Origin of the sequence: Paraburkholderia sp. RL17-347-BIC-D (assembly GCF_046027915.1) — a bacterium.
GTDB lineage: Bacteria > Pseudomonadota > Gammaproteobacteria > Burkholderiales > Burkholderiaceae > Paraburkholderia.
Map to the genome: position 1 here is coordinate 15,401 of NZ_JARESS010000052.1, position 22,534 is coordinate 37,934.

General features: G+C 63.6%; 20 protein-coding genes and 4 tRNA genes. 9 read left to right on the forward strand and 15 right to left on the reverse strand.

Annotated features, from left to right (window positions below; genetic code table 11):
- Window positions 1-129: 129 nt before the first annotated feature.
- Window positions 130-921 carry a hydroxyacylglutathione hydrolase gene (gene gloB / locus P0D96_RS39210; protein ID WP_132373606.1) on the reverse strand — a complete coding sequence of 264 codons (792 nt, stop codon included), beginning with the start codon at window positions 919-921 and terminating at the stop codon, window positions 130-132.
- A 19-nt stretch (window positions 922-940) separates the two neighbouring features.
- Here gloB and P0D96_RS39215 point away from each other — a divergent pair, with 19 nt between their 5' ends.
- The 5 genes from P0D96_RS39215 (at window position 941) to P0D96_RS39235 (ending at window position 5,564) form a co-directional block, all read left to right on the forward strand.
- Entirely contained in the window at window positions 941-1,816 is an 876-nt protein-coding gene (locus tag P0D96_RS39215) for a class I SAM-dependent methyltransferase (protein WP_408181731.1), read from the forward strand.
- Window positions 1,813-2,259: a ribonuclease HI gene (gene rnhA, locus P0D96_RS39220; protein ID WP_106283734.1), complete on the forward strand. Its 447-nt coding sequence runs from the start codon at window positions 1,813-1,815 to the stop codon at window positions 2,257-2,259. Before P0D96_RS39215 ends, rnhA begins: the two co-directional genes overlap by 4 nt.
- Before the next feature lie 78 nt (window positions 2,260-2,337).
- Window positions 2,338-3,072, forward strand: coding sequence for a DNA polymerase III subunit epsilon (gene dnaQ / locus P0D96_RS39225; RefSeq protein WP_132373604.1), 735 nt, complete (start codon window positions 2,338-2,340; stop codon window positions 3,070-3,072).
- Window positions 3,073-3,120: 48 nt separating this feature from the next.
- Window positions 3,121-3,195: transfer RNA gene (locus P0D96_RS39230), tRNA-Val, on the forward strand.
- A gap of 488 nt (window positions 3,196-3,683) precedes the next feature.
- On the forward strand, window positions 3,684-5,564 hold the full coding sequence (locus P0D96_RS39235; protein WP_408319178.1) for an ABC transporter ATP-binding protein: 1,881 nt from the start codon (window positions 3,684-3,686) through the stop codon (window positions 5,562-5,564).
- 169 nt (window positions 5,565-5,733) lie between these two features.
- Here the strand turns inward: P0D96_RS39235 and P0D96_RS39240 are convergent, their stop codons facing one another.
- The 3 genes from P0D96_RS39240 to P0D96_RS39250 all read right to left on the reverse strand — a co-directional run bounded on the left by P0D96_RS39240 (window position 5,734) and on the right by P0D96_RS39250 (window position 8,518).
- On the reverse strand, window positions 5,734-6,198 hold the full coding sequence (locus P0D96_RS39240) for a DUF2214 family protein (protein WP_408319180.1): 465 nt from the start codon (window positions 6,196-6,198) through the stop codon (window positions 5,734-5,736).
- A 151-nt stretch (window positions 6,199-6,349) separates the two neighbouring features.
- Window positions 6,350-7,204 carry a hypothetical protein gene (locus P0D96_RS39245; RefSeq protein ID WP_408319182.1) on the reverse strand — a complete coding sequence of 285 codons (855 nt, stop codon included), beginning with the start codon at window positions 7,202-7,204 and terminating at the stop codon, window positions 6,350-6,352.
- Between the two features lie 249 nt (window positions 7,205-7,453).
- A complete protein-coding gene (locus P0D96_RS39250; RefSeq protein WP_132373600.1) occupies window positions 7,454-8,518 on the reverse strand; it encodes a glycosyltransferase family 4 protein in 1,065 nt (354 codons plus the stop codon).
- Window positions 8,519-9,209: 691 nt separating this feature from the next.
- Here P0D96_RS39250 and P0D96_RS39255 point away from each other — a divergent pair.
- Entirely contained in the window at window positions 9,210-11,045 is a 1,836-nt protein-coding gene (locus tag P0D96_RS39255; RefSeq protein ID WP_132373599.1) for an ABC transporter ATP-binding protein, read from the forward strand.
- Between the two features lie 105 nt (window positions 11,046-11,150).
- Here P0D96_RS39255 and otsA read toward each other — a convergent pair whose 3' ends face one another.
- Window positions 11,151-12,611, reverse strand: a complete 1,461-nt coding sequence (gene otsA / locus P0D96_RS39260; RefSeq protein WP_408319184.1) for an alpha,alpha-trehalose-phosphate synthase (UDP-forming) — start codon at window positions 12,609-12,611, stop codon at window positions 11,151-11,153.
- Between the two features lie 55 nt (window positions 12,612-12,666).
- A complete protein-coding gene (otsB, locus tag P0D96_RS39265) occupies window positions 12,667-13,416 on the reverse strand; it encodes a trehalose-phosphatase (protein WP_132373597.1) in 750 nt (249 codons plus the stop codon).
- A 451-nt stretch (window positions 13,417-13,867) separates the two neighbouring features.
- On the opposite strand from otsB, the gene P0D96_RS39270 reads away from it, so the two are divergent.
- The 3 genes from P0D96_RS39270 to P0D96_RS39280 are packed head-to-tail and all read left to right on the forward strand — an operon-like array spanning window position 13,868 to window position 15,819.
- Window positions 13,868-14,437, forward strand: coding sequence for an SCO family protein (locus P0D96_RS39270; RefSeq protein ID WP_408181720.1), 570 nt, complete (start codon window positions 13,868-13,870; stop codon window positions 14,435-14,437).
- A gap of 18 nt (window positions 14,438-14,455) precedes the next feature.
- Window positions 14,456-14,917, forward strand: coding sequence for a copper chaperone PCu(A)C (locus tag P0D96_RS39275; RefSeq protein ID WP_408181718.1), 462 nt, complete (start codon window positions 14,456-14,458; stop codon window positions 14,915-14,917).
- A gap of 17 nt (window positions 14,918-14,934) precedes the next feature.
- Window positions 14,935-15,819: a cytochrome c oxidase assembly protein gene (locus P0D96_RS39280; protein ID WP_408181717.1), complete on the forward strand. Its 885-nt coding sequence runs from the start codon at window positions 14,935-14,937 to the stop codon at window positions 15,817-15,819.
- Between the two features lie 60 nt (window positions 15,820-15,879).
- Here the strand turns inward: P0D96_RS39280 and P0D96_RS39285 are convergent, their stop codons facing one another.
- From P0D96_RS39285 to uvrC, 9 genes are all read right to left on the reverse strand, one after another.
- Window positions 15,880-16,374, reverse strand: coding sequence for a GNAT family N-acetyltransferase (locus tag P0D96_RS39285; protein WP_408291704.1), 495 nt, complete (start codon window positions 16,372-16,374; stop codon window positions 15,880-15,882).
- A 92-nt stretch (window positions 16,375-16,466) separates the two neighbouring features.
- On the reverse strand, window positions 16,467-17,447 hold the full coding sequence (locus P0D96_RS39290) for a sensor domain-containing diguanylate cyclase (protein WP_408319187.1): 981 nt from the start codon (window positions 17,445-17,447) through the stop codon (window positions 16,467-16,469).
- Between the two features lie 179 nt (window positions 17,448-17,626).
- Window positions 17,627-18,385, reverse strand: a complete 759-nt coding sequence (locus tag P0D96_RS39295; protein WP_408319189.1) for a TraB/GumN family protein — start codon at window positions 18,383-18,385, stop codon at window positions 17,627-17,629.
- Between the two features lie 45 nt (window positions 18,386-18,430).
- On the reverse strand, window positions 18,431-18,670 hold the full coding sequence (locus tag P0D96_RS39300; protein ID WP_408181711.1) for a hypothetical protein: 240 nt from the start codon (window positions 18,668-18,670) through the stop codon (window positions 18,431-18,433).
- A gap of 80 nt (window positions 18,671-18,750) precedes the next feature.
- A tRNA-Cys gene (locus P0D96_RS39305) sits at window positions 18,751-18,824 on the reverse strand.
- Between the two features lie 105 nt (window positions 18,825-18,929).
- Window positions 18,930-19,005 (reverse strand) — tRNA-Gly (locus tag P0D96_RS39310).
- A 62-nt stretch (window positions 19,006-19,067) separates the two neighbouring features.
- Window positions 19,068-19,143, reverse strand: a tRNA-Gly gene (locus P0D96_RS39315).
- Window positions 19,144-19,359: 216 nt separating this feature from the next.
- Window positions 19,360-19,953 (reverse strand): CDP-diacylglycerol--glycerol-3-phosphate 3-phosphatidyltransferase, encoded by a 594-nt coding sequence (gene pgsA / locus P0D96_RS39320; RefSeq protein WP_132373590.1) that lies wholly within the window; start codon window positions 19,951-19,953, stop codon window positions 19,360-19,362.
- A 144-nt stretch (window positions 19,954-20,097) separates the two neighbouring features.
- The gene (gene uvrC, locus P0D96_RS39325; protein ID WP_408319190.1) at window positions 20,098-22,296 is read right to left on the reverse strand and encodes an excinuclease ABC subunit UvrC; all 2,199 of its coding nucleotides are present in this window, start codon (window positions 22,294-22,296) and stop codon (window positions 20,098-20,100) included.
- Window positions 22,297-22,534: the final 238 nt, after the last annotated feature.

The window sequence follows — 22,534 nt, forward strand, 5'->3', positions numbered from 1 at the left end:
AATTTGCAGCCGATAGTACGAAACGGCAACGTTTACGTCAATCGGAAAATTACGAAAAAATCAAGTAAATCTTGGGCTTGGCGAATTTTTCCGATTCATCGCGTGAGGAATACCCTTCCTGAGATCGGGTCACCGGAAGCGGTTTTTCCATTCGCGCATCAAAGTAAAGGCCGTCAATCGATCCGGCACCTTCTCGTGCAACTGTTCCCGCAAGCTCGCCTGCACCGCTGGATCGCCGGCGCGCAAAAACGGATTCACGGCGCGTTCATGGGCGATCGTGGTGGGCAGCGTGGGCACGTCGCGCGCGCGCAGTTCGCTCGCTTTGTCCCGCCAGGCCTGCAGTTCGGCGTTGCCCGGCTCGCACGCGAGCGCGAAGCGGATATTCGACAGCGTGTACTCGTGCGCGCAGTGAACCTCGGTCGCGCCGGGCAGCGCGGCGAGCGCATCCAGCGAGGCGAGCATCTGCTTCGGCGTGCCTTCGAACAGCCGGCCGCAACCGCAGGCGAACAGCGTGTCGCCACAAAACACGTGCGGCGTGCCTTGCGGGTCGGCCGCCTGGAAATAGGCGATGTGGCCGCTCGTGTGACCCGGCACGTCGAGTACGCTCAATTCGAGCGCGGGCGCCGCAATCGACACATGATCGCCATTTTTCAGACGGCGCGTGAGATGCTCGATCGCTTCACCGGCGGGGCCGTAGACGGGCACGGCCTGGCCATTCAGCAGATCGGCCACCCCGCCGACGTGGTCTTGATGATGGTGCGTGAGTAAAATAGCGCTCAACCGCCAGCCCCGTTTCGCCAGATAGGCTTTTACGGGGGCGGCCTCACCCGGATCGACGACCGCCGCGTGGTGTCCGTCGGAAACGACCCAGATGTAATTGTCATCAAACGCCGGGACCGGTACGTACTCGAGCGCATTCATAGGCGACGCATTCTTTGATATGACTGACCGAGCGATTATAGACTGGCCCGCCTGGACCGACTCGCCACCTGGCCGATACGTACTCGAATGGGAGCAAACCCAACTCGACCGCGTGGTGTCGGACGTGTTCGGTTACCATGCGCTGCAACTCGGCCTGCCGCAACTCGACGCGCTGCGCGAGAACCGCATGCCGTGCCGCGGACTCGTGCTCGACGCCGCGAGCGGGGCGAGCGCGCCGTATGCTTTTCCGCGCGGCGCGGGGCACGTTGGCAATGGCAATCGCAACGGTTCGAGCAGCAATTCGGGCAGCGGCGCGGCGCAAGGCGCACTCGCGGGCCTGCCGGCGCCGGCCGGACGCAGTGCCGTATGGTGCGACCTGCTGGACCTGCCGTTCGAGGCGCAAAGCGTCGATCTGATCGTGATGCCGCACACGCTGGAATTCACGAGCGACCCGCACCGTCTGCTGCGCGAAGCCGAGCGCGTGCTGATGCCCGAAGGCCAGTTGATCATTCTCGGCTTCAATTCGCTGTCGCTCTGGGGCGCGCGGCAATCGGTCGGCAAGATGACCGGCCGGCCTTTCGTGCCGGCGGCCGTCGACCTGATCGCCTTCACCCGGCTGAAAGACTGGATCAAGCTGCTGGGCTTCGACCTTGAACGCGGGCGCTTCGGCTGCTATCGTCCGCCGCTTGGCAGCGAACAATGGCTCGCCCGCTACGGTTTCATGGAAGCCGCCGGCGACCGCTGGTGGCCGATTTTCGGCGCCACCTACATGATCAAGGCGATCAAGCGCGTGCGCGGCATGCGTCTCGTCGGGCCGCTGAAAGTGAAGAAACCCGTCCTCGCCGCGGGCCTCGCGCCCGCCGCCACACCGAATACACGCAACCACACTCAATGACTTCCGATCTCATCGACATTTATACCGACGGCGCCTGCAAGGGCAACCCCGGCCCCGGCGGCTGGGGCGCGTTGCTGCGCTTCGGCGACCAGGAAAAAGAACTGTTCGGCGGCGAAGCCAACACCACCAACAACCGCATGGAGCTGATGGGCGTGATCGCCGCGCTCGAAGCGCTGAAGCGGCCCTGCAAGGCGGTCGTGCACACCGACTCGCAATACGTGCAGAAAGGCATCAGCGAGTGGATCCACGGCTGGAAGAAGAAAGGCTGGATCACCGCCGCGAAGCAGCCGGTCAAGAACGCCGACTTGTGGAAGCGGCTCGATGCGCTCGTTGCGCAACACGAAATCGAGTGGCGCTGGGTGCGTGGGCACAACGGCCACCCGGAGAACGAGCGCGCCGACCAGCTGGCCAATCGCGGCGTCGCGTCACTCGCGCAGATGTAATTCCTGCTGCGACGGCCGCGCCGGCTAACCGCGCGCGCCATTTTTTTGCTGCAATTATCTTTGGCAGGCTAATCCGACATGCGTCAACTCATCCTCGATACCGAAACCACCGGCCTGAATGCCCGCACCGGCGACCGGATTCTCGAACTCGGCTGTGTCGAGCTGGTGAACCGCCGGCTCACCGGCAACAACCTGCACTTCTACATCAACCCGGAACGCGACAGCGATCCGGGCGCCTTGGCCGTTCATGGCCTGACCACCGAATTTCTGAGCGACAAGCCGAAGTTCGGCGAGATCGCCGACCAGTTCCGCGACTTCATCCAGGGCGCGGACCTGATCATTCACAACGCACCGTTCGACATCGGCTTTCTCGACGTCGAGTTCGCGTTGCTGGGCTTGCCGCAGGTGAGCACCTACTGTGGCGAAATCATCGACACGCTGGCGCGCGCCAAGCAGATGTTCCCCGGCAAGCGCAATTCACTCGACGCGCTGTGCGACCGCTTCGGCATCAGCAACGCGCACCGTACGCTGCACGGCGCCCTGCTCGACTCGGAACTGCTCGCCGAAGTCTATCTGGCGATGACGCGCGGCCAGGAAAGCCTCGTCATCGACATGCTCGGCGAGTCGCATGCCGGTGGCGATGCGCACGCGCCGCGCATCGCGATCAGTTCGCTGGATCTGGTCGTGATCGCCGCCAGCGACGACGAACTTGCTGCGCACCAGGCGGTGCTCGACGGTCTCGACAAGGCGATCAAGGGCACGAGCGTGTGGCGCCTCGAACCTGCGCCCGCCGCGGATGAGCAAACCGCTTAAAAAGTACTGGACGAGGCCGAAAATCCCTGACATAATTCGGCTCTCTTCGGGTGGTTAGCTCAGCGGTAGAGCACTGCCTTCACACGGCAGGGGTCACTGGTTCGATCCCAGTACTACCCACCAGAATTTTGGTGTGTCGATCACCGAAGACTAAAGGGCTCACGTAGAAATGCGTGAGCCCTTTTTCATTTCGTGATTCGGCGTTCGGAAACCGTACGGAATGCCAGGCAGATTCCGGCTCTCAACGTCCGCCTCGGGCGTCAACTCCGGATCTTCGTACGTTTGCGGACGCCAGATACTGCTGCTATAGTTGGCGCTCGGGCATTCGCCCCGTCAATTTTCTTCACTTCATTCGACCATAGGGAGGCGCCACATGTTTGCAATGCGTATCGCCGTCCCCGGCATGGTCTCGCGAGCGGTTTCGCGATCTTAATCCGTTCGATTAAGTCGCCTGATCGCCGTTCACGTGGCGTCGCCTGAAAAGGCACTCCGCGCAATTCCCAGACAGTCCGCAATTCAATCGCCGGTGCATTCCGGCGCGTTTTGACTGTCTCGTCCTTTCGCTTCTGACTGGAACCTCGGTGCGCTCATGCGCCACCGGGTCGTGGCAAATGACCAGAAAAAAACTCGACTTTCGTGGACAAGCCTTCAAAGATGTCCTCGGCTTTACCTTCCGTCACTGGGCGCAGCAGCCCTGGCGCATCGTCGTCATTACAGCGCTGGTGCTGCTCTCGGCGTTGGCCGACGTACTCACGCCGATGTTCGCCGGACGCCTCGTCGATGCGATCGCATCCGGCGCGGCCAGCGACGCCGTCGCCTGGCATGCGGCGGTCACGGCCTTCTGCGTGCTGGGCGCGCTCGGCCTCGGCGCCACGCTGCTGCGGCAAGGCGTGTACTTCAACATCATCCGGCTCACGCTCAAGATGATGAGCGAGATCGCCGCGAATGCGTTTCATCGCGTGCAGCGCTTTTCGACCGACTGGCACGCCAACAGCTTCGCCGGCTCGACGGTGCGCAAGATCACCCGCGGCATGTGGGCGCTCGACCTGCTCAACGACACGCTGCTGATCGCCCTGTTGCCGTCGCTCGTGATGCTGGTCGGCGCGACGGTTCTGCTCGGCTGGCGCTGGCCGATGATGGGCGCGGTCGTCGGCATCGGCTCGGTGCTGTATATCGCGGTGACCGTGGCCATGTCGCTCGGCTTTGTCGCGCCGGCCGCGCGCCTCGCGAATGCGTGGGACACGCGCATGGGCGGCGCGCTCGCCGACGCGGTCAGCTGCAACGGCGTGGTCAAGGCGTTCGGCGCGGAAGAGCGTGAAGAAGTGCTGCTGTCGCGCGTGATCGGCAAGTGGCGGCACCGCACACGCCGCACATGGATGCGCGGCACGATCAACGGCGGCGTCCAGGGCGGCATGCTGGTGGCGATCCAGGCCGCGATCCTCGGCGCCGCGCTGCTGCTGTGGGCGCGCGGCGAAGCCGGCGTCGGCGACATCACGTTCGCGCTGACCATGTTCTTCATGCTGCAAGGCTATCTGCGCGACGTGGGCATGCACATCCGCAACCTGCAACGCTCGGTCAACGACATGGAGGAACTGGTGTCGCTGGAGAGCCAGCCGCTGGGTATCGAAGACCGTGCCGGCGCGGGTCCGATCGCGATCGGCAAAGGCGAGATCCGTTTCGAGCACGTGACCTTCCACTACGGAACGAACGGCCAGCCGCTTTACGACAACTTCTCCGTGCGCATCGCGCCGGGCGAACGCGTCGGATTGGTCGGGCATTCGGGCTCGGGGAAGACGACGTTCATCAAGCTGATCCAGCGCCTCTACGACATTTCGGAAGGCCGGATCACGATCGACGGTCAGGACATCGCCCGGGTGCGGCAAGCGTCGTTGCGCAGCCAGATCGCGATCGTTCAGCAGGAGCCGGTGCTGTTTCACCGCTCGCTCGCCGAGAACATCGCGTATGCGCGGCCCGGTGCGAGCCGCGCCGAGATCGAGCGCGCCGCGAAGCTCGCGAGCGCGCACGACTTCATCGCAGCGCTGCCCAATGGCTATGACACGCTGGTCGGTGAACGCGGCGTCAAGCTCTCGGGCGGCGAACGTCAGCGCGTCGCCATCGCGCGGGCGTTTCTCGCCGACGCTCCGATCCTGATTCTGGACGAAGCGACGTCGAGCCTCGACAGCGAAAGCGAAGTGCTGATCCAGCAGGCCATGGAGCGGCTGATGATGGGCCGCACTACGCTGGTGGTGGCGCACCGTCTTTCCACCGTGCGTGCGCTGGACCGGCTGCTGGTGCTGGATAAGGGCAAGGTAATCGAGGAAGGCAGCCACGAAGCGCTCATCAGGCTCGAGAACGGCCTGTACCGGCGGTTGTTCGAGCGTCAGGCGCTGGAGCTGATCAAGGGGCTGGGTGAGCCGGAACTCACGACGACTCGGGCCGCGCGGCCGAACGCGAACCGGACCGACGATTCCAGCTTGCTGGTCGGGAAGTGATTTGAAGGGGGCGCGTGGAAGGTCAACTGGAAACCGCTAGTATGCTGGCGGCGCTTTCGGTTGGCGTTCCACCGCCCATTTTTTACGAGCGCGAGCGTAGGTTCAAGCGCGTAAGCGCAAGCGGCTGGTCAGCACCAACCGCCCAAACGCCAACGCGCCCGCGCCGGAGTTAAACCACGCCCGCAGGCAACCCCACACCACGCGCCATCCCTGTCGCCGCAAACACCATCAGCACCATCAAAATCGTCTGTATCACGCTATAGCGTGCGTAAGAGCGCGCCTTGCGCAGATCCGGCGCCGCGCCTTTCCTGATCGCGGCGCGCCAGCGCATCAGCGCGAGCATCGACGGGACTTCGAGGATGAGAATAATCACGAGCAGCGTCATCTTGAGATGAAAGAGCGGCTCGTGGAGATAGTAGTCGGTGCCCTTTTCGAAACCGCCGAAAGCGCGCATCAATCCGGTGACGATCAGCACCAAGGCCGAGATGCCCCACCCTGTATCCGCCCGGAACACGGAGCGCAGCGCGGCAGGTACGGTGGCGCGGCGGAGCGCCCACGTGCGCCGCAGAATCGACGCGAGCGCGAAGCCATAAGCAAGCAGATGGATGGCGGCAATCAACCAGCGAACCAGCATAGCGACTCCTGCAAAGGACGCGATACGATCGTTGTGTGTCTCACTCGCCCGCGCTGAAGCGCCGGGCGCCATGACTTCATTATCGACTACGGCTCAATCTACAACGCCTGCTTCGGCCACGGGGTGTGGCCGACTGCACAAATCGGCAGACTCAGACCTGCTGCAAGGATGTGTCAAGCGCGCGGGCGGCGACGCGATCGCCTTCGGTCGTCAGCGCGGTGCGGAATACGGTTTGCCGGTTGTGCCCCGCGGCGGCCGGCGAATCCCACAGCAACTCGATCTTCGGACGGCGCCCAAAGGCGCCGTGCGCCAGCGACGGCGCAGCGGCCGAGCCCAGCGACGCGCCGGACCCTGCCGGCTCGCCTGCGGTGCCGAACGCGACCGTGGGAGTGGGCGTCGGCGTCGTTCGCACGCCCTGCCCGGTCGCCCAGCGCACGGACAATTCGCGCGCGTCGTACTGTCCCACCTTGCGACGCTCCGCCCACACGATCACCGTCCGCGTGACCGGATCGAGCGCGACCGCATAGCGGCCGATCGCGAAACGGCGCGCGGCGATATTGGTGCGCCATAGCGCGCGCGGCCGGCAGATCCACAGCACGGCCGCATACAGCGCCGGCGCGGCCAACAACCAGCCGTTGGAAGCTGCCACCGCGTTGGCGGCACGCCGCCAGCCGGCGCTCGCGGTAAACGCGCCGACCGACCAGACCGCAAACAGGAACCCGAGGAAAGCGAACAGACGCAGCGCCTGCCGCAGCCATTGCGGCAGCGGGTGAAACGGGCGCTCGGCCACGGCGCGCGCGCCCGGCAGGAAGATCAGCAGGAACAGGAAAACGAGGTTGATGCACGCCCACGGCGAGGACAGCATGGCCAGCAGCGACGCGCCGGCATCCAGGTCCGCCATCGAAAAAAGCCAGCGAGCAAGGATCACGAGACCGATGGCGCGCAACGCGAAAATCGTTCCGGCGCCAGGCGCCGCGTTCGCACGCGTCTCTTTCGTTCTCGGCAAGGCATCCTCCTGTCGTCGGCGGCGCCGCAGCCAAATTTGCGGCAGGGCCATTATAGGGATATTACGGAGAGTGGCTCATTCTTACCGGCCGAAACCCGCACTTTCGTCCGCTGATTAAGAAAAACGCGGCGCGCCTGCAACAACGCCCCGTGGGCAAGTGCCGCACGGGGCGTTGCTGGCGGCCGCCGGAGCGCCTGAAAGCGCTCCTCGAGCCGATGCGACTTTCTTACCTGCCGCGCATCACGTCGATTAGCTGGCGTTGACTTCGCGCAGCACGGTGCGATGCTTCTGGCGCAGCAGTTCTTCGTAGGTGGCGACGTAGTTCTTCGCCATCACCTTCGACGAGAAGCGCGACTCGAACGCCTTGCGCACACCGGCGCGCGACAGCGTGTGCAGACGCTTGACCGCGGCGACCGCGCTGATTTCGTCTTCGACGACGAAGCCCGACACGCCGTTTTCGATCACTTCCGGCACCGAACCGCGGTTAAACGCGATCGCCGGCGTACCGCACGCCATCGCTTCGATCATGACCAGACCGAAGGGCTCCGGCCAGTCGATCGGGAACACCAGTGCATGCGCGTTGCCGAGGAACTCACGCTTTTCGGCTTCGCCGATTTCGCCGATGTACTCGACGTGCGGGAGCGCCATCAGCGGCTTGATCACTTCTTCGTAATAGGCGCGGTCGGCCTTGTCGATCTTGGCGGCGACCTTGAGTTTCATGCCTGCCTGGCCGGCGATGCGGATCGCGCGGTCGAGGCCCTTCTCCGGCGAGACGCGGCCGAGGAAAGCGAGGTAGCCCGGCTCGACGTTGGCGATCGGCGTGAGCACGTTTTCCGGCAGGCCGTGATAGACGGTTTGCAGCCAGTTCGCCTGTTGCAGCGGAATGCGCTGGTTGTCCGAAATCGACACCACCGGCACGTCGCTGAACGTATTGAAGATCGGCTGCAGTTCCGGCAGATCGAGACGGCCGTGCAGCGTGGTCAGGAACGGCACCGGCTGGCGCGCGAACAGCGAGAACGGATAGTAGTCGATGTGGAAATGCAGCACGTCGAATTCGTCCGCGCGGCGGCGCACTTCTTCGAGCAGCAGCATGTGCGGCGCCATCACGTCGCGGATGGTCGGGTCGAGGCGCAGCGCCTGCGGCCAGAAGGCTTCGAGTTTCGCCGAGGTTTGCGAATCGCCGCTCGCAAAGAGCGTGACGTCGTGCCCCTGCTCGACCAAAGCTTCAGTCAGATAGGACACCACGCGTTCCGTACCACCGTACAGCTTGGGAGGAACCGCCTCGTGCAACGGAGCGATTTGAGCGATTCGCATATGAAGAACTCCTCGTAAAAAATCAGGCAAAAGTACTGCGTTTGGTAAAAGCGACTCGCTTGCTCGCCAGGGCAGTCTGGCCGGAACATGCCGGCGCGGGCCTGATTCTTTCGAGAAATCCTGCGATGGATCGCTTGGGTAGTGAGCCCAGACCAGTGATCAATGTCTGCGCATGTGCCGGTAAACGCACACATGACACCTACGTTGACAAACTGTCAGAAAATTCGACGGGCCTACAGAGCATGCATTATCAATGCCGGCATTCTCGCTGCACCACAACATTTCAAAGTCTTTACGTTGTTACAAAGGCGAAACACTTTGCAAACCCTTGTTTTCTAAGACAGTTCTACAGTGGCAACTGGCTTGCGGCATGGACCGCCGAGGTGGCGTCGTAAGCTCTTGCGTCAACTTTGCCGGCAAGCGTTGAAGAAATGCCGCATCGCGGTTGAATGCAGTTTGTAATTATATCCCTAAAAGTTCCGCAGCCTGCGTGAACCCTGACCCCATGAACGGGTCGAGTAGCAGTAGGTCGCGGACGTCTATCGCGAAATCAATCGCGCCAAGGCCCGGATACACAGGGCGCAATCGCTTTTGCATGTTTACAATGCGAAGCATCGGCTTCGCGGCGAACCTTTTCCATGTGGCCTACGCTTTGCATGCACAACCCGAAACACATCGACCTCACGATCAATTGGAACATTTAACCATCGCCCAGCGTAATGCCCAGAACGCAAAGCTCGCGAGCTATGCGCACCGGCCTCTTGCGTTCCTTTTCCGCTTTATCCGCCGACATCCGCTCGCGCATGCGATCGTCCTGTGCAGCGTGTTTGCGGCCGTGGGCTGTGCGCTCGCTTCGCAATACGCGATTAAACACCTGATCGACGTGCTCGGCGAAGGCCGGCATCATCCCGGCCCGCTGTGGGGGGCGTTCGCCATCCTGGTCGGCCTGATCGCCGCCGACAACATGCTGTGGCGGGTCGGCGGCTGGGTCGCCGCGCATACGTTCGTCGCCGTGACCGGCGACCTGCGGCGCGACCTGTTTCAGTATCTGAGCGGACACTCGCCAACGTACTACTCCGAGAAGCAGCCGGGCATGCTCGCCAGCCGGATCACGGCGACCTCGAACGCGGTCTACACGGCGGAGAACACCACCGCGTGGAACGTGCTGCCGCCGTGCATCGCGGTGCTCGGCGCGATCGTCATGATCATCGCGGTGAATCCGCTGATGGCCTGTGGCCTGATGCTGTGCTCGGCCATTCTGTCGGTCGTGCTGTACAAGCTGGCCGGCCGCGGCTCGGCGCGCCATCACCATTTCGCCACCAAGGCGGCGTCGGTGGACGGCGAGCTGGTCGACGTGATCAGCAACATGGGCCTCGTGCGCGCCTTCGGCATGACGTTTCGCGAGCAGCAGCGGTTCGGCGCAACGGTCAAGGCCGAGATGGACGCGCGCCAGCAGAGCCTGCTGTATCTGGAAAAGTTGCGTCTGCTGCACGCGGTGATCACCGCGCTGCTGTCGGCGGGCCTGCTGGGCTGGGCGCTCTGGCTATGGGATCAAGGCAAGGCGACCTCGGGCGACATCGTGCTCGTCAGCTCGCTCGGTTTCACGATCCTGCACGGCACGCGCGATCTGGCCGTGGCGCTCGTCGACGTCACGCAGCATGTGGCGCGTCTCGCTGAGGCCGTGCGCACGCTGCTGGAGCCGCACGGCATGCCGGATCGCGACGGTGCGACCGAACTCGTGCCGCAAGGCGGCCGCATCGATTTCGAAAGCGTGACGTTCGCTTACCCGCGCCGCCGCCCGATTCTCGATCACTTCGACCTGCATATCGAACCCGGCCAGCGCGTCGGCCTGATCGGCAAGTCGGGCGCGGGCAAATCCACCGTGCTGGCGCTGCTGCAGCGTTTCTACGAGACGCAAGGCGGCGCGATCAGGATCGACGGCCAGGACATCGCCACGATCACGCAGGACAGCCTGCGCCACACGATCGCGCTGGTCCCGCAGGACATCTCCCTGTTCCATCGCACGGTGTACGAGAACATCGCCTACGGGCGCCCGGAGGCGAGCCGCGAAGAAGTGCTCGCGGCCGCGCGCGAGGCGCGCTGCGCGGACTTCATCGAGGCCATGCCGGAAGGCTACGACACGATCGTCGGCGACCGCGGCGTGAAGCTATCGGGCGGCCAGCGTCAGCGTATCGCGATTGCACGCGCAATTTTGAAGAACGCGCCGATCCTGCTGCTCGACGAAGCCACCTCGGCGCTCGACAGCGCGTCGGAAGAAGCGATCCAGAAGGCGCTCGACCGGCTGATGGTCGGCCGCACGGTGGTCGCGATCGCGCACCGTCTGTCGACGCTGAACAACTTCGACCGGATCATCGTGATGAGCGCCGGCAAGGTCATCGACGACGGCAGCCCGGAAGAACTGCGCCAGCGTCCCGGCCTGTATCGCGATCTGCTCACCAAGCAGTATGGCAAGGGCCACACGCTGCACATCGGCGGCAAGAAGGTCGACGAACAGCACGTGGTCTGAACCCGCGCGGCAGGCTTCGAGCCGCGAGCCGTCACCGCCAAAAGAAAAAGCCGCTCTCGAGCGGCTTTTTCTTTTACACGCGCTGCAAGCAGGCTCGAACGCAACCTACCCGGCCTGAGTTTCGCGCGCCGCCTTTCTCCCCGACACGGCGCGCGCCTTCCCGCTTCGGGTGCTCTTTGCACCAGCGACGCCCTGCAAATCGCGCATGAAGTTATCGCGCCACACCGACACATTGTTCTCGCGCAACTGCACCATCATGTCGCGATGGCGCGCCTGACGCTCCGCGAGCGGCATGCCGAGCGCCCGCGCGAGCGCCTCGGCCATGCCGTCGATATCGACCGGATTGACGATCAGCGCTCCATCCAGTTCCTGCGCGGCGCCGGCAAAACGCGACAGCACGAGCACGCCGGGATTCTCGGGATCCTGCGCCGACACATACTCCTTGGCGACGAGGTTCATGCCGTCACGCAACGGCGTGACATAGCCGACGTGCGCGGTGCGGAACAGCGCGGCCAGCACCGAGCGCTCGTACTGCTTGTGGATGTAGAGAATCGGCGTCCAGTCCAGTTCGGCGAAGCGTCCGTTGATGCGCCCCGACTCGCCTTCGAGCTGCAAGCGGATATCCTGGTAGGCGTGCATGTCGGCGCGCGTCGGCGGCGCGATCTGCAGGAAGGACACCTTGTTGCGTTGCGCGGCCGCGTGTTCGAGCAGCCGCTCGAAGGCACGAAAACGCTCGACCAGTCCCTTCGAATAATCGAGCCGGTCCACGCTCATGATCAGCTTGCGCGAATGCAGCGTCGCCTTCATCGTGCGCACCGGTTTGCCGCGCTCACCCGCCTTCGCGAGTTCGGCGATCTCGTCCGGATAGACGCCGATCGGATACGCCGCCGCGCGCAGCGTGCGGCCGAACGCGTGGATCGTCAGCGGGCCTTGCGCCGATGCGTCGACCGTGCCGTTCGCCTCATTGACGATGTAGTCGCAGAACGCGCGCAGATCCGGCGCGGTCTGGAAGCCGAGCAGATCGAACGAACACAGCGCCTCGACGAGTTCGCGATGCGGCGGCACCGCCAGCAGCACCTGCGAAGCCGGAAACGGAATGTGCAGGAAAAAGCCGATGCGATTCTTCACGCCCGCCGCGCGCAGCGCTTGTGCGAACGGAATCAGATGGTAGTCGTGGACCCAGATCACGTCGTCTTCGCGCAGCAGCGGCACGAGCTGTTGCGCAAGCCACGCATTCACGCGGCAATAGCCCTCGAAGTCGTGCCGGTCGTATTGCAGCAGGTCTGCGCGATAGTGGAACGCGGGCCACAGCGTGGCGTTCGAGAAGCCACGATAGTACTGATCGTAGTCGCGGCGCATCAGCGCGATGGTCGCGAAGGTCACGGGGCCGCGCTCCTCGACCTTGATCTGCGGCTGGCCTGAGGTGAGAACGTCGCCGCTCCAGCCGAACCACATGCCGCCGGTTTCCTTCAGCGCGTCGTACACGCCGACCGCCAGACCACCCGCCGCCGGGCCGCCCTCCGAGATTGGCGCAACCCGGTTCGATACGATGATCAGTCGACTCATGAAGCGCGATTCCCGATACGGTGCGTTGTTTGCTGCGAGCGACGCGGCGTGGTCATCATGCTGTGCGCGCCGCCGCGACGATCGATGCCAGCCAGTCGAGCAGGCCCGACACCGAGCCGATGCGCGTATGCGCCATCGTCTCGCCCGGACCGACCTTGATCGACACGCCGCCGCGTTCGTTGACGACGGCGAAGCCCTTCTCGTCGGTCAGATCGTCGCCGGCAAAGACCGGCTTGCGGCCGACGAACGGCGGCTCGTCGAGGAACGCGCGCAGCGCACGGCCCTTGTCGACATCTTTGGGTTTGATTTCGTAGACCATCTTGCCCGGCTGCAGCACGTAGGAGCCGGCGTAATCGGCCACCAGCCGCTCGGTCGCCTCGCGCGCCAGCGGCTCGCGATCCGGCGCATTCCGATAGTGCAGCGCCACGGCCGCGCCCTTGATCTCGAGCAGCATGCCGGGGTTTTCGTTGACCACCTGCGCGAGCACCTGCTCCATGCGCAGCAGCCGCTCGTCATGGAAGCCAATGCGCTGCGTGTCGCCGTTCGCATCGCGCCGCTCGGCGCCGTGCAGACCGGCAATCGGCAGATCGGGCATGTTCAGAAAACTGTCGATGCTGTCGATACCGCGGCCCGACACGACCGCGACCGCGCCGTTCGTCAAACTGCGCAACTCGCTCAGCAAGTCGTTCACGCGAGGTTGCACCAGCACGCCGTCCGGCGTGGGGGCGAGTTCGACGAGCGTGCCGTCGAAATCGAAGAAAAATGCCGTCTCGCTCGGAGACAGAACAGCCGGAAGTGCTTGCATCGGTTAGTTTTGCCTTTCAGCCTTCTGCGGCCGGAAAAGTGTGCGCATCTTACCGCGCATCCACCAATTTTTCGAGAAAGTAAGGCTGGGCACAAGCCCAGCCGGGCGCCACACGCGAGCCTCGCCGGCGATTGCGTTCAAAATGGGAACAATCGGGCTTCACCCAGCTTTCAGCCACCTGCGTCAAATTGCCTCGCAACCGCGCGCCCGTGGGCGCTGCGCGACGCCATCGGCCAATTTGCGCTAAAGTCGCTGCCACGCGGATCATTGCCGTTACGACCATATTTGCACACTATGACCGCGCACGCGCCACACGCGCATCGAGCGGCGCCGCCATTCAATCGAGTCACTGAACCCTGCTTTGTTCCCGATCTTCTCATCCCGGCACCCGCAACTGCACCCCGCAATTTCACGCAGGCCGTGGTCCGCGCGCCTGTTTGCGGCGACGGTTATGCTGGGCGCGCTGACGGCGCTCGCCGGCTGCACGCATCGCACGGAAACGTGGCAATTGACCAATGTGACCGGTCACTTGCCTGACCTCGATTTCAAGCTGACCGGCGACGATGGCCGCCCCGTCAACGGCGATTCGTTCAAGGGCCGCGCCTCGCTCGTTTATTTCGGCTACACGCATTGTCCGGACGTCTGCCCTGAAACGATGGCCCGGCTGATGCAGGTGCTCGGCAAGCTCGGCCCCGACGCGCGGAAGGTGCGGATCCTGTTCATCACCGTCGATCCCGCGCGCGATACGGCGCAGGCTTTGCACGACTACGTCGGCGCCTTCGACTCGAAACATGCCGAGGGGCTGACCGGCACCGACTGGCAGATCGAGTCGCTCGCCAAGCGTTACCGCGTCGCCTATCAGATGGAAAAGCGCGATCCTTCCGGCAACTATGAAGTCACCCATAGTTCCGCCGTCTACGTGTTCGACAGCGAGGGCCACGCGCGCCTGCTGGCCACCGATCACGACACGCCCGATGCGATCGCGCAAGACCTGCGCCGCATCATCGATGACCGTTCCTGACCTTTCCCGAGTTCAACCATGTCGATCAAGATCAAAACGTTCGCTGCACTGAGTTGCGCCCTCGCCCTTTCGTTCGGTGCCGCATCGACCGCGCAAGCGGCGGGCGCCAACGCGATCAGCGCGAAAGACGCGTGGGTCCGCTGGCTGCCCAACAACCTGCCCGCCGCCGGCTATGTGACGCTCGTCAATGCGAGCGACAAACCGGTCGACCTCGTCGATATCTCCAGCAACGACTACGGCGACGCGATGCTGCATCAGACCGTGTCGAACGGTTCGTCGCAGAAGATGGTGATGGTCGACAAGCTGACGGTGCCCGCGCATGGCCAGGTCGCCATCGCGCCCGGCGGCTATCACGTGATGCTCGAAGACGCGAAGCACAAGGTCGCGCCGGGTGACACCGTGCATCTCACGCTCAAGTTCTCCGACGGCGAAACGCTCGACACGCCGTTCGCCGTCAAGTCGCCGGCGCAAACCAAGTAACCAGATAACGTGCCGCGATGAATCTGCTCTACTGGCTCGATCCCTGGGAGTTTTCGCCAACCGTCGTGATCGCGCTGCTGGTGCCCGCGATCCTGTTCGTGCGCGGCGCGCGTAAAGCGAAGGTGACGGTCGCGCGGCGCATCTCCTTCTGGTTTGGGCTGGTGGCGTTGTATGTCGCGTTGCATACGCGGCTCGATTATTTCTTCGAGCATGAGTTCTTCATGCATCGCGCGCAGCATCTGGTGCTGCATCACCTCGGGCCGTTCTTTATCGCGCTGTCGTATCCGGGCGCGGCGTTGCGCGCGGGGATTCCGTTCAGGTGGCGGCAGCGTTTCGTGCGGCCCGCGCTGGAAACACCGGTAGTGCGCAAGCTGCTCGACGTGGTGATGCATCCCGTCGTCGCGGTGACGCTGTTCGTCGGGCTGATCTACTTCTGGCTGATGTCGCCGATTCATTTCATGGCGATGCTCGACTGGCGGCTTTATCGCGTGATGAACTGGAGCATGGTGATCGACGGCCTGCTGTTCTGGTGGCTCGTGCTCGATCCACGTCCCGCGCCGCCGGCGCGTCTGTCGCCGGGCAAGCGCGTGCTGGTGGTGATCGCCGCGATTCCGCCGCAGATCATTCTCGGCGCGTTCATCTTCTTCACGCCGCGCGAGCTGTATCCGATCTACTCGATCTGTGGCCGCGCGTTCACGTGGTTGAGCCCGATGCGCGATCAGCAGATCGGCGGACTGTTGCTGTGGATTCCGGGTTCGATGATGAGCGTGATCGGCGCGCTGCTCGCCTTGCGTCACTGGATGCGGCTGTCGGCGCGCGGACGCTTGCGTGGCGAACAGCGTGCGAAAGCCAGGCAGACCCTAGCGCCCACGGCTTCGGCGCCGGCGCGCGGCCAGCACTGACTCTACGATTCGATTGACAACCCGGCGCGCCCGCGCCGGGCTCTGTATGCGGTAGCCGCTTCAGGCCGACCGCATCCACACATGCGGGATGCCGTCTTCTTCGTGAATCTCCGAAACGGGCGCGAAGCCGAACGCACCATAGAAGGCTTGCAGATGCGCCTGCGCATGCAAACGAATCGGCGTGCCGGGCCACTGCGCGCGAATGTGCGGCAGCGACCGTTCGAGCATCGCGTTGCCCAGACCGATGCCACGGAATTCAGCGGTCGTGAGCACACGGCCGATGCGGATATCGGCGTCGTCCGCATCGGGCAACAGCACGCGCAGATAACCCGCGAGCGCCGGCCGTTTTTCATCGGGGCCATAGACCAGCAGATGCCACGCATCCATATCGAGCCCGTCGATATCGCCATACAAGCAGTTCTGCTCGATGACGAACACCGTGCTGCGTGCGCCCAGCATCGTATAGACCTCGATGCCCGTGAGGTCGTCGAAGGATTTCCAGCGCCAATCAAGTTGCGCCAGCCGCGTGGCGGCGGTTTGCTGCGGTTCAGTCATGACAACGTTCTAAAGAAAGAGTCGCACCGCACGGAGAGCGGCGATGCGTGATTATGCCGCGCGCGACGGTTTTTTTCGCCGCCGTGCCGCGCTCAGTTGCGATGGACCGCGCGCGCCTTCGATGCCTGTTTGTGGCTGTACATCGCGGCGTCGGCGGCCGCCAGCAGTTCGGCAATCGATTGGTGCCGGGCAGAATCGTATTGAATCTGCCCGACGCTATAGCGGATGTCATAGCCACGCTGCGCTTCGGTATTGCGCTCGGCCAGCAACTGCGTGAGACGCTGTGTCACTTCCTGCGTGGCGCCGCTGTCCGTATCGGTGAGCAGCACGACGAACTCATCGCCGCCGAGCCGCCCGATCACATCGCTTTCGCGCAACGCGGTGCGCAAGACGTCGGCGAAGGTCTTCAGCGCGCGATCGCCTTCGGCGTGGCCGAGCGTGTCGTTGATCTGCTTGAAATCGTTCAGGTCGAAGAACAGCAGCGATGCCGGTTTGTGCATCCGCTTGCAAACGTTCAGCGCATGTTGCGCTAGTGCCTCGAAACCGCGCCGGTTCGACAGCAGCGTCAAATCGTCGAGCGTGGCCAACTGCACCGCCGCCAACTCCTGCTCGGCCATGCGCGCCAGATCGCGCAGCAATTCGCGCTCTTCTTCGTCGAGGCCGCGCGGCTTGGTGTCGATCAGACAGAGCGTGCCGAGCTTGCTGCCGTTGGGCACCGTGAGCGGACAGCCGGCGTAGAAACGGATATTCGGGTTGTCCGTGACGAGCGGATTGTCGTGAAACCGCTCGTCCGCGAGCGTGTCGGGCACCATCATGATTTCGTCGCCGAGAATCGCGTGCGCGCAGAATGATACGTCACGCGAGGTCTCGCTCGTCTTCAGGCCGACACACGACTTGAACCATTGACGGTCCGCATCGACCAGACTCACGAGCGCGATGGGCACACTGAAGAGTCGCTTGGCGAGCCGGGTCAGACGATCGAAGCGCTCTTCCGGCAACGTATCGAGAATATGCAGCGCACGCAGGGTGTCGAGACGGGCGCTTTCGTTACTGGGCGTCGGTGGCACATGCATGTTGTATTCCCTAGGGCGACCGGCGTGGCCGAAGTGGTAGGCGGGTAGTGTATAGCGACGTGCTTTACCTTGGGGCAAAACCCCGGCGCGAGAGTTCCCTCGGATCGCGTGCGAGCCGGACCGCTTTCGAACCGATGCAGGCCGCATCAGGCTGCCACGCTCGCGCGGCGACGGCTTTGCTATGGGTTGGCAAAGACCGGCTCGACGGGCCGCGCGAGACAGTCGATCAGATTGCCGGGGCCGCACAGATGCAGCGCGCCGACGACCACCAACGTGCGCTCCGGCCGCGTGAGGACCTCAGTCAAGCGCGCCGCCCATGCGCGATTGCGCTCGTCGAGAATCGCATGCCGGATGCCCGGCAGATTGAACATCGGCGAATCGATGGCGATCTGGTGCACGGCAAGCAGATCGCCCTCCAGCCAGGCCGCGTGCATGCGCTCGAGCGTGCGCTGCGGTTCGTCGAGGTCTGACATCAGCAAGCCGAGCGCCGCGCCGACGGCGTCGAGCGGAATCGATTCGAGCGCCGCCGCTACCTCCTGCGCGCTCTCGAGATAGCGATAGGGCTTGGCCTGCGTAATCGCCGAGCGCAGCATGCGCGGCTCGACACCTTCGACGACTTGTTGGAACAGCGTCGGCGCGACGATCAACGCGGCCCACGGACGAAGATCGGTGAGCGGCGCAAGCGGCCCTTCAACGGGCCATGCCGCGTGAAGTTGCTGCCATGCGTCGGCGGATAGCAAGGGCTGCAGTTGCTCCGCGCCGCCTTGTCGGTCGGCCTTCAGAAACGGCAGAATCGTCGGCGGATCGGACTCGAAGACGAGCGCTTCCGCCCAGTCATACGCTTCGGCAATCCACGGCGGCGTTCTTCGGCTTGTCGCCGGAAAGAGATGCATCGAGCCGAGCAGGCGAACGTGGGTGCCGGTGAGTTGTAGGTACATGCAGCCTCGGTGTGGACAAGCAATGACGTAAAGCAGGCGCGCTGTTCAATCGATCACGTGCAGCGCAGTGCGCCGGTTCACAGCCCCTCGCCCGGCCGTACGGACCGTGAACGCGATGAACAGTAGAAAGACGATCTGCGAGAGATACAGGTCCATCCGGATCGGGTGATGAAGCGCGAACCACGAATTGTGCGCCACATCCGTCACGATAACGGCAACGCAGAGAATCAACCCGGCTGCCGGCGCGATTAGCAGAAGCAAAGAGAACTGCTGCCACGTCAGCATATGTATCAACTCCGCCAGAGAAACCGACGCCGAAAAAAGAAAAGCCCCGACAAGTCGGGGCTTTTCTTTACATCAACTACTGGAGGCGCGAGCCGGAGTCGAACCGGCCTAAACGGCTTTGCAGGCCGCTGCATAACCGCTTTGCTATCGCGCCGCAAGCGGACTGGAACCTAGCAACAGATTCGCAGATTTTGTTTAGCGGACAACCGGATGGACCGGGCCACCAAACAAAAAGGGAAGCGTTGCTTCCCCTTATGTATGGAGCGGGAGACGAGGCTCGAACTCGCGACCTCAACCTTGGCAAGGTTGCGCTCTACCAACTGAGCTACTCCCGCATTGAACTGCTTCACAACGCCTTGCACTGTTACTTGCCAAACAACGCGTTGCTTCAAAAATTTGGAGCGGGAGACGAGGCTCGAACTCGCGACCTCAACCTTGGCAAGGTTGCGCTCTACCAACTGAGCTACTCCCGCATTGTGCTGCTTTTGCCGTGCTATCTGCTGCCTTGTTACTGCAACTACTCTTTACTGCCACCGATGTTTCGAACTGCGCGCATCGGAGAAACGAGATTATGGAGAAACGACTGAAACGTGTCAACCCCTTTTGCGTATCTCTTTTACCGAACAAATTTCACTCATGCGCCAGCGAAGTTCGGACACGCGCCGGGCGCCCTCCACCACGACGAAAACTCAGGCCACGCCGCCCCGTTCGCGAATCTGCGGCCATGCGAGCTTCATGTAATAGAGCATCGACCAGATCGTCAGGAACGCGGCCAGATAGATGAGCCACAAGCCCCACACACGCGTATCGACCACCACGCCGCCGCCGAACGACAGCGGCCCGTAGAACAGCAGCATGGGGATCGCCACCATCTGACAAACCGTCTTGAACTTGCCGAGCGAATTCACCGCGACGCTCTTCGATGCGCCGATTTGCGCCATCCATTCGCGCAGCGCCGAGATCGCGATCTCGCGCCCGACGATCACGAGCGCGATCGCCGAATCGATTCGCGCGAGTTGCACGAGCACCAGCAACGCGGCGGTCACCATCAGCTTGTCGGCGACCGGATCGAGGAACGCGCCGAATGCCGAGGTCTGATTCCACTTGCGCGCCAGAAAGCCGTCGAACCAGTCGGTCAGCGCCGCCAGAATGAAGATGGTCGCGGCCGCCAGATTGCGGTGCGCGGGGCTCATCATCATGTCGGGCAAATAGAACACACCGACGACGAGCGGGATCAGGACGATCCGCAGCCAAGTCAGGAAAATCGGGAAATTAAACGGCATGGGCAGGCGCAGCGTCTGACAAGGGAGATGCAATTGTGCCGTGTCACAAGGCCTGCCACAAGCAAAGCGGCGCGCCGGGCCGGCCGCGCGCGCCGCGGCAGCGCCCCTCGAAGGTGGCTGAGCGGACGGCTGAAGCCGCCGCGATCAGTGCAATTGCCGGTAAATCTGCTCCGCGAGCGCCTGCGAAATGCCTTCGACGCTCGCCAGATCTTCGACACTGGCGGCAACCACGCCGCGCAGTCCCCCAAAGCGCGCGAGCAAACGCTGACGCCGCTTCGCGCCCACCCCTTCGAGTTCTTCGAGCCGCGAGGTCTGACGCGTCTTGCCGCGCTTCGCGCGCATACCGGTGATGGCGAAGCGGTGCGCTTCGTCGCGGATCTGTGCGACCAGCATGAGTGCGGCGCTTTCCTTGCCGAGTTCGAGCGGCGCGCGGCCGTCGGCGAAAATCAGGGTTTCGAGGCCGACCTTGCGTCCCTCGCCCTTCGCGACGCCGACCAGCATGCCGGTATCGAGACCCAGTTCCGTGAACACCTGGCGCGCGATTTCGACCTGGCCCTTGCCGCCGTCGATCAGCACGATAGTCGGCAGGATGCCGCCGGCCGCGACCGGCTCCGCGGCGTCCGGCGTGAGCGACGGATCGGCGGCCGCGTCGCTTTGCAACTCCGCGGCTTCGTCAGCGGCATTCGCGGCGGCTTGCTCGACCATCTTCTCGTAGCGGCGCGTGAGCACCTGGCGCATCGCGGCGTAATCGTCGCCGGGCGTAATGCCGGTGATGTTGTAGCGGCGGTATTCCGACGACTGCATCTTGTGATGGTGATACACCACGCACGACGCCTGCGTCGCCTCGCCCATCGTGTGGCTGATGTCGAAGCATTCAATACGCAAATGCGCGAGATCGTCGCACTCCATGCCGAGCGTGTCGGTCAGCGCGCGCGTGCGGGCTTGCTGCGAGCCTTGCTCCGAGAGCAGGCGCGCGAGCGCGAGCCGCGCGTTCTGCTCGGCCATCGCGAGCCAGGCGCGCCGTTGGCCTTGCGGCTGGCGCAGCACGGTGACCTTGTGGCCGGCCTGCTCGATCAGCACGTCGACCAGTTCGCGGTTGGCGGGGGCGTGGCTGACCACCAGCACCGGCGGCACGCGATTGCCCAGGTAATGCTGGGCGATGAACGCTTCGAGGACTTCGGCTTCGATCCCCCCGGTTGCGCGGCCTTTGCGCGGTTTCGTGGGTTCGGAATCGGCTTCCCCGAGTGCGTCGTCTTCGTCGGGTGTGTCGTCGGCTTCATCGGACGCGTCGTCCTCTTCGTCTTCCGATGGCATCTCTTGCGCGATCGCGAGCGCATCGGCGGCATCGGCCGACTCCGCCTCACCGCCCGCGTTGTCTTCCGCGAGCGAACTGGACTCGATAGCGGTATCGGTCAACGCCGCGCCGTCGTCTTCCAATCCCCCCTCATCGGCCGTCAACGCGCTTTCGACATGCGCCGGGAAATACGCCTTGTCGCCCAGATGCCGTCCGCCGCGCACCATCGCCAGATTCACGCACACACGGCCGCCCAGCGCGACCACCGCGAGAATATCGACGTCGCTGTCGCTGCCGACTTCGATCGCCTGCTGGTGCAGCACCGTCGACAGCGAACTCATCTGGTTACGCACCGCCGCGGCCTGCTCGAACTTCAGCTCGCCGGCGAAGGCGTGCATCTTCTGCTCGAGTTCCTTCATCACCTCGCCCTGGCGGCCGAGCAGAAAGCGCGATGCGTTGGCGACGTCGCGCGCGTAGTCTTCTTCATTGATCGCCGCGACGCACGGCGCCGTGCAGCGGCCGATCTGATGCAGCAGACAAGGCCGCGTGCGGTTATTGAACACGGAGTCTTCACAGGTGCGCAACTGGAACACGCGCTGCAGAATCTGGATGCTCTCGCGCACCGCCCACGCACTCGGAAACGGACCGAAGTACTGATTCTTGCGATCCACAGCGCCACGGTAATACGCCATGCGCGGAAACTTGTGGCCGGTCAGCTTGAGGTAGGGATACGACTTGTCGTCGCGAAACAGAATGTTGTAGCGCGGCGCGAGCGCCTTGATCAGGTTGTTTTCGAGCAGCAGCGCTTCGGCCTCGGAGCGCGTCACGGTCGTCTCGATGCGCACAATGCGCGTCACCATCATCGCGATGCGCGGCGACAGTAGCGTCTTGGTGAAGTAGCTCGAGACGCGCTTCTTCAGATCGCGCGCCTTGCCCACGTAAAGCACCGCGCCGTGCGTATCGTAATAGCGATAGACGCCGGGCAGATGCGGCAGTTGGGCGAGCACTTTTTTCGGCTCGAAAGCGTCGGTTGCTTCGGGTTCGGTCATGCAGAATCGGTTGGGGTGGGACGGTCTCGCGAAGCCTTGCTCTGCGTGCCGCGCGCTTAAGCGAACCGGAGTACGCCACGCGCGCGCAATCGTGAACGAGTGCTTTAGAATCGCCAGTTTAGAACATTCCGCGCGCGTCCGAACGCTGTTGCCTTGAATCGGGCGACGCGTCGGCAGCCGTGGGTCGGCGCGCAACGCAGCGCGGTGCCGAGGCGTCACTCGCACCGCCCCACTCCTT

What these genes read in the sequence shown, in the direction of transcription:
- P0D96_RS39290 (WP_408319187.1), bottom strand. Translation starts at nt 17,447, where the DNA reads ATGCATGTGCCACCGACGCCCAGTAACGAAAGCGCCCGTCTCGACACC.
- P0D96_RS39250 (WP_132373600.1), bottom strand. Translation starts at nt 8,518, where the DNA reads ATGCGAATCGCTCAAATCGCTCCGTTGCACGAGGCGGTTCCTCCCAAG.
- P0D96_RS39240 (WP_408319180.1), bottom strand. Translation starts at nt 6,198, where the DNA reads ATGCTGGTTCGCTGGTTGATTGCCGCCATCCATCTGCTTGCTTATGGC.
- P0D96_RS39285 (WP_408291704.1), bottom strand. Translation starts at nt 16,374, where the DNA reads ATGACTGAACCGCAGCAAACCGCCGCCACGCGGCTGGCGCAACTTGAT.
- otsB (WP_132373597.1), bottom strand. Translation starts at nt 13,416, where the DNA reads ATGCAAGCACTTCCGGCTGTTCTGTCTCCGAGCGAGACGGCATTTTTC.
- uvrC (WP_408319190.1), bottom strand. Translation starts at nt 22,296, where the DNA reads ATGACCGAACCCGAAGCAACCGACGCTTTCGAGCCGAAAAAAGTGCTC.
- P0D96_RS39275 (WP_408181718.1), top strand. Translation starts at nt 14,456, where the DNA reads ATGTCGATCAAGATCAAAACGTTCGCTGCACTGAGTTGCGCCCTCGCC.
- dnaQ (WP_132373604.1), top strand. Translation starts at nt 2,338, where the DNA reads ATGCGTCAACTCATCCTCGATACCGAAACCACCGGCCTGAATGCCCGC.
- otsA (WP_408319184.1), bottom strand. Translation starts at nt 12,611, where the DNA reads ATGAGTCGACTGATCATCGTATCGAACCGGGTTGCGCCAATCTCGGAG.
- pgsA (WP_132373590.1), bottom strand. Translation starts at nt 19,953, where the DNA reads ATGCCGTTTAATTTCCCGATTTTCCTGACTTGGCTGCGGATCGTCCTG.
- gloB (WP_132373606.1), bottom strand. Translation starts at nt 921, where the DNA reads ATGAATGCGCTCGAGTACGTACCGGTCCCGGCGTTTGATGACAATTAC.
- P0D96_RS39280 (WP_408181717.1), top strand. Translation starts at nt 14,935, where the DNA reads ATGAATCTGCTCTACTGGCTCGATCCCTGGGAGTTTTCGCCAACCGTC.
- rnhA (WP_106283734.1), top strand. Translation starts at nt 1,813, where the DNA reads ATGACTTCCGATCTCATCGACATTTATACCGACGGCGCCTGCAAGGGC.
- P0D96_RS39215 (WP_408181731.1), top strand. Translation starts at nt 941, where the DNA reads ATGACTGACCGAGCGATTATAGACTGGCCCGCCTGGACCGACTCGCCA.
- P0D96_RS39300 (WP_408181711.1), bottom strand. Translation starts at nt 18,670, where the DNA reads ATGCTGACGTGGCAGCAGTTCTCTTTGCTTCTGCTAATCGCGCCGGCA.
- P0D96_RS39270 (WP_408181720.1), top strand. Translation starts at nt 13,868, where the DNA reads ATGCTGGGCGCGCTGACGGCGCTCGCCGGCTGCACGCATCGCACGGAA.
- P0D96_RS39235 (WP_408319178.1), top strand. Translation starts at nt 3,684, where the DNA reads ATGACCAGAAAAAAACTCGACTTTCGTGGACAAGCCTTCAAAGATGTC.
- P0D96_RS39295 (WP_408319189.1), bottom strand. Translation starts at nt 18,385, where the DNA reads ATGTACCTACAACTCACCGGCACCCACGTTCGCCTGCTCGGCTCGATG.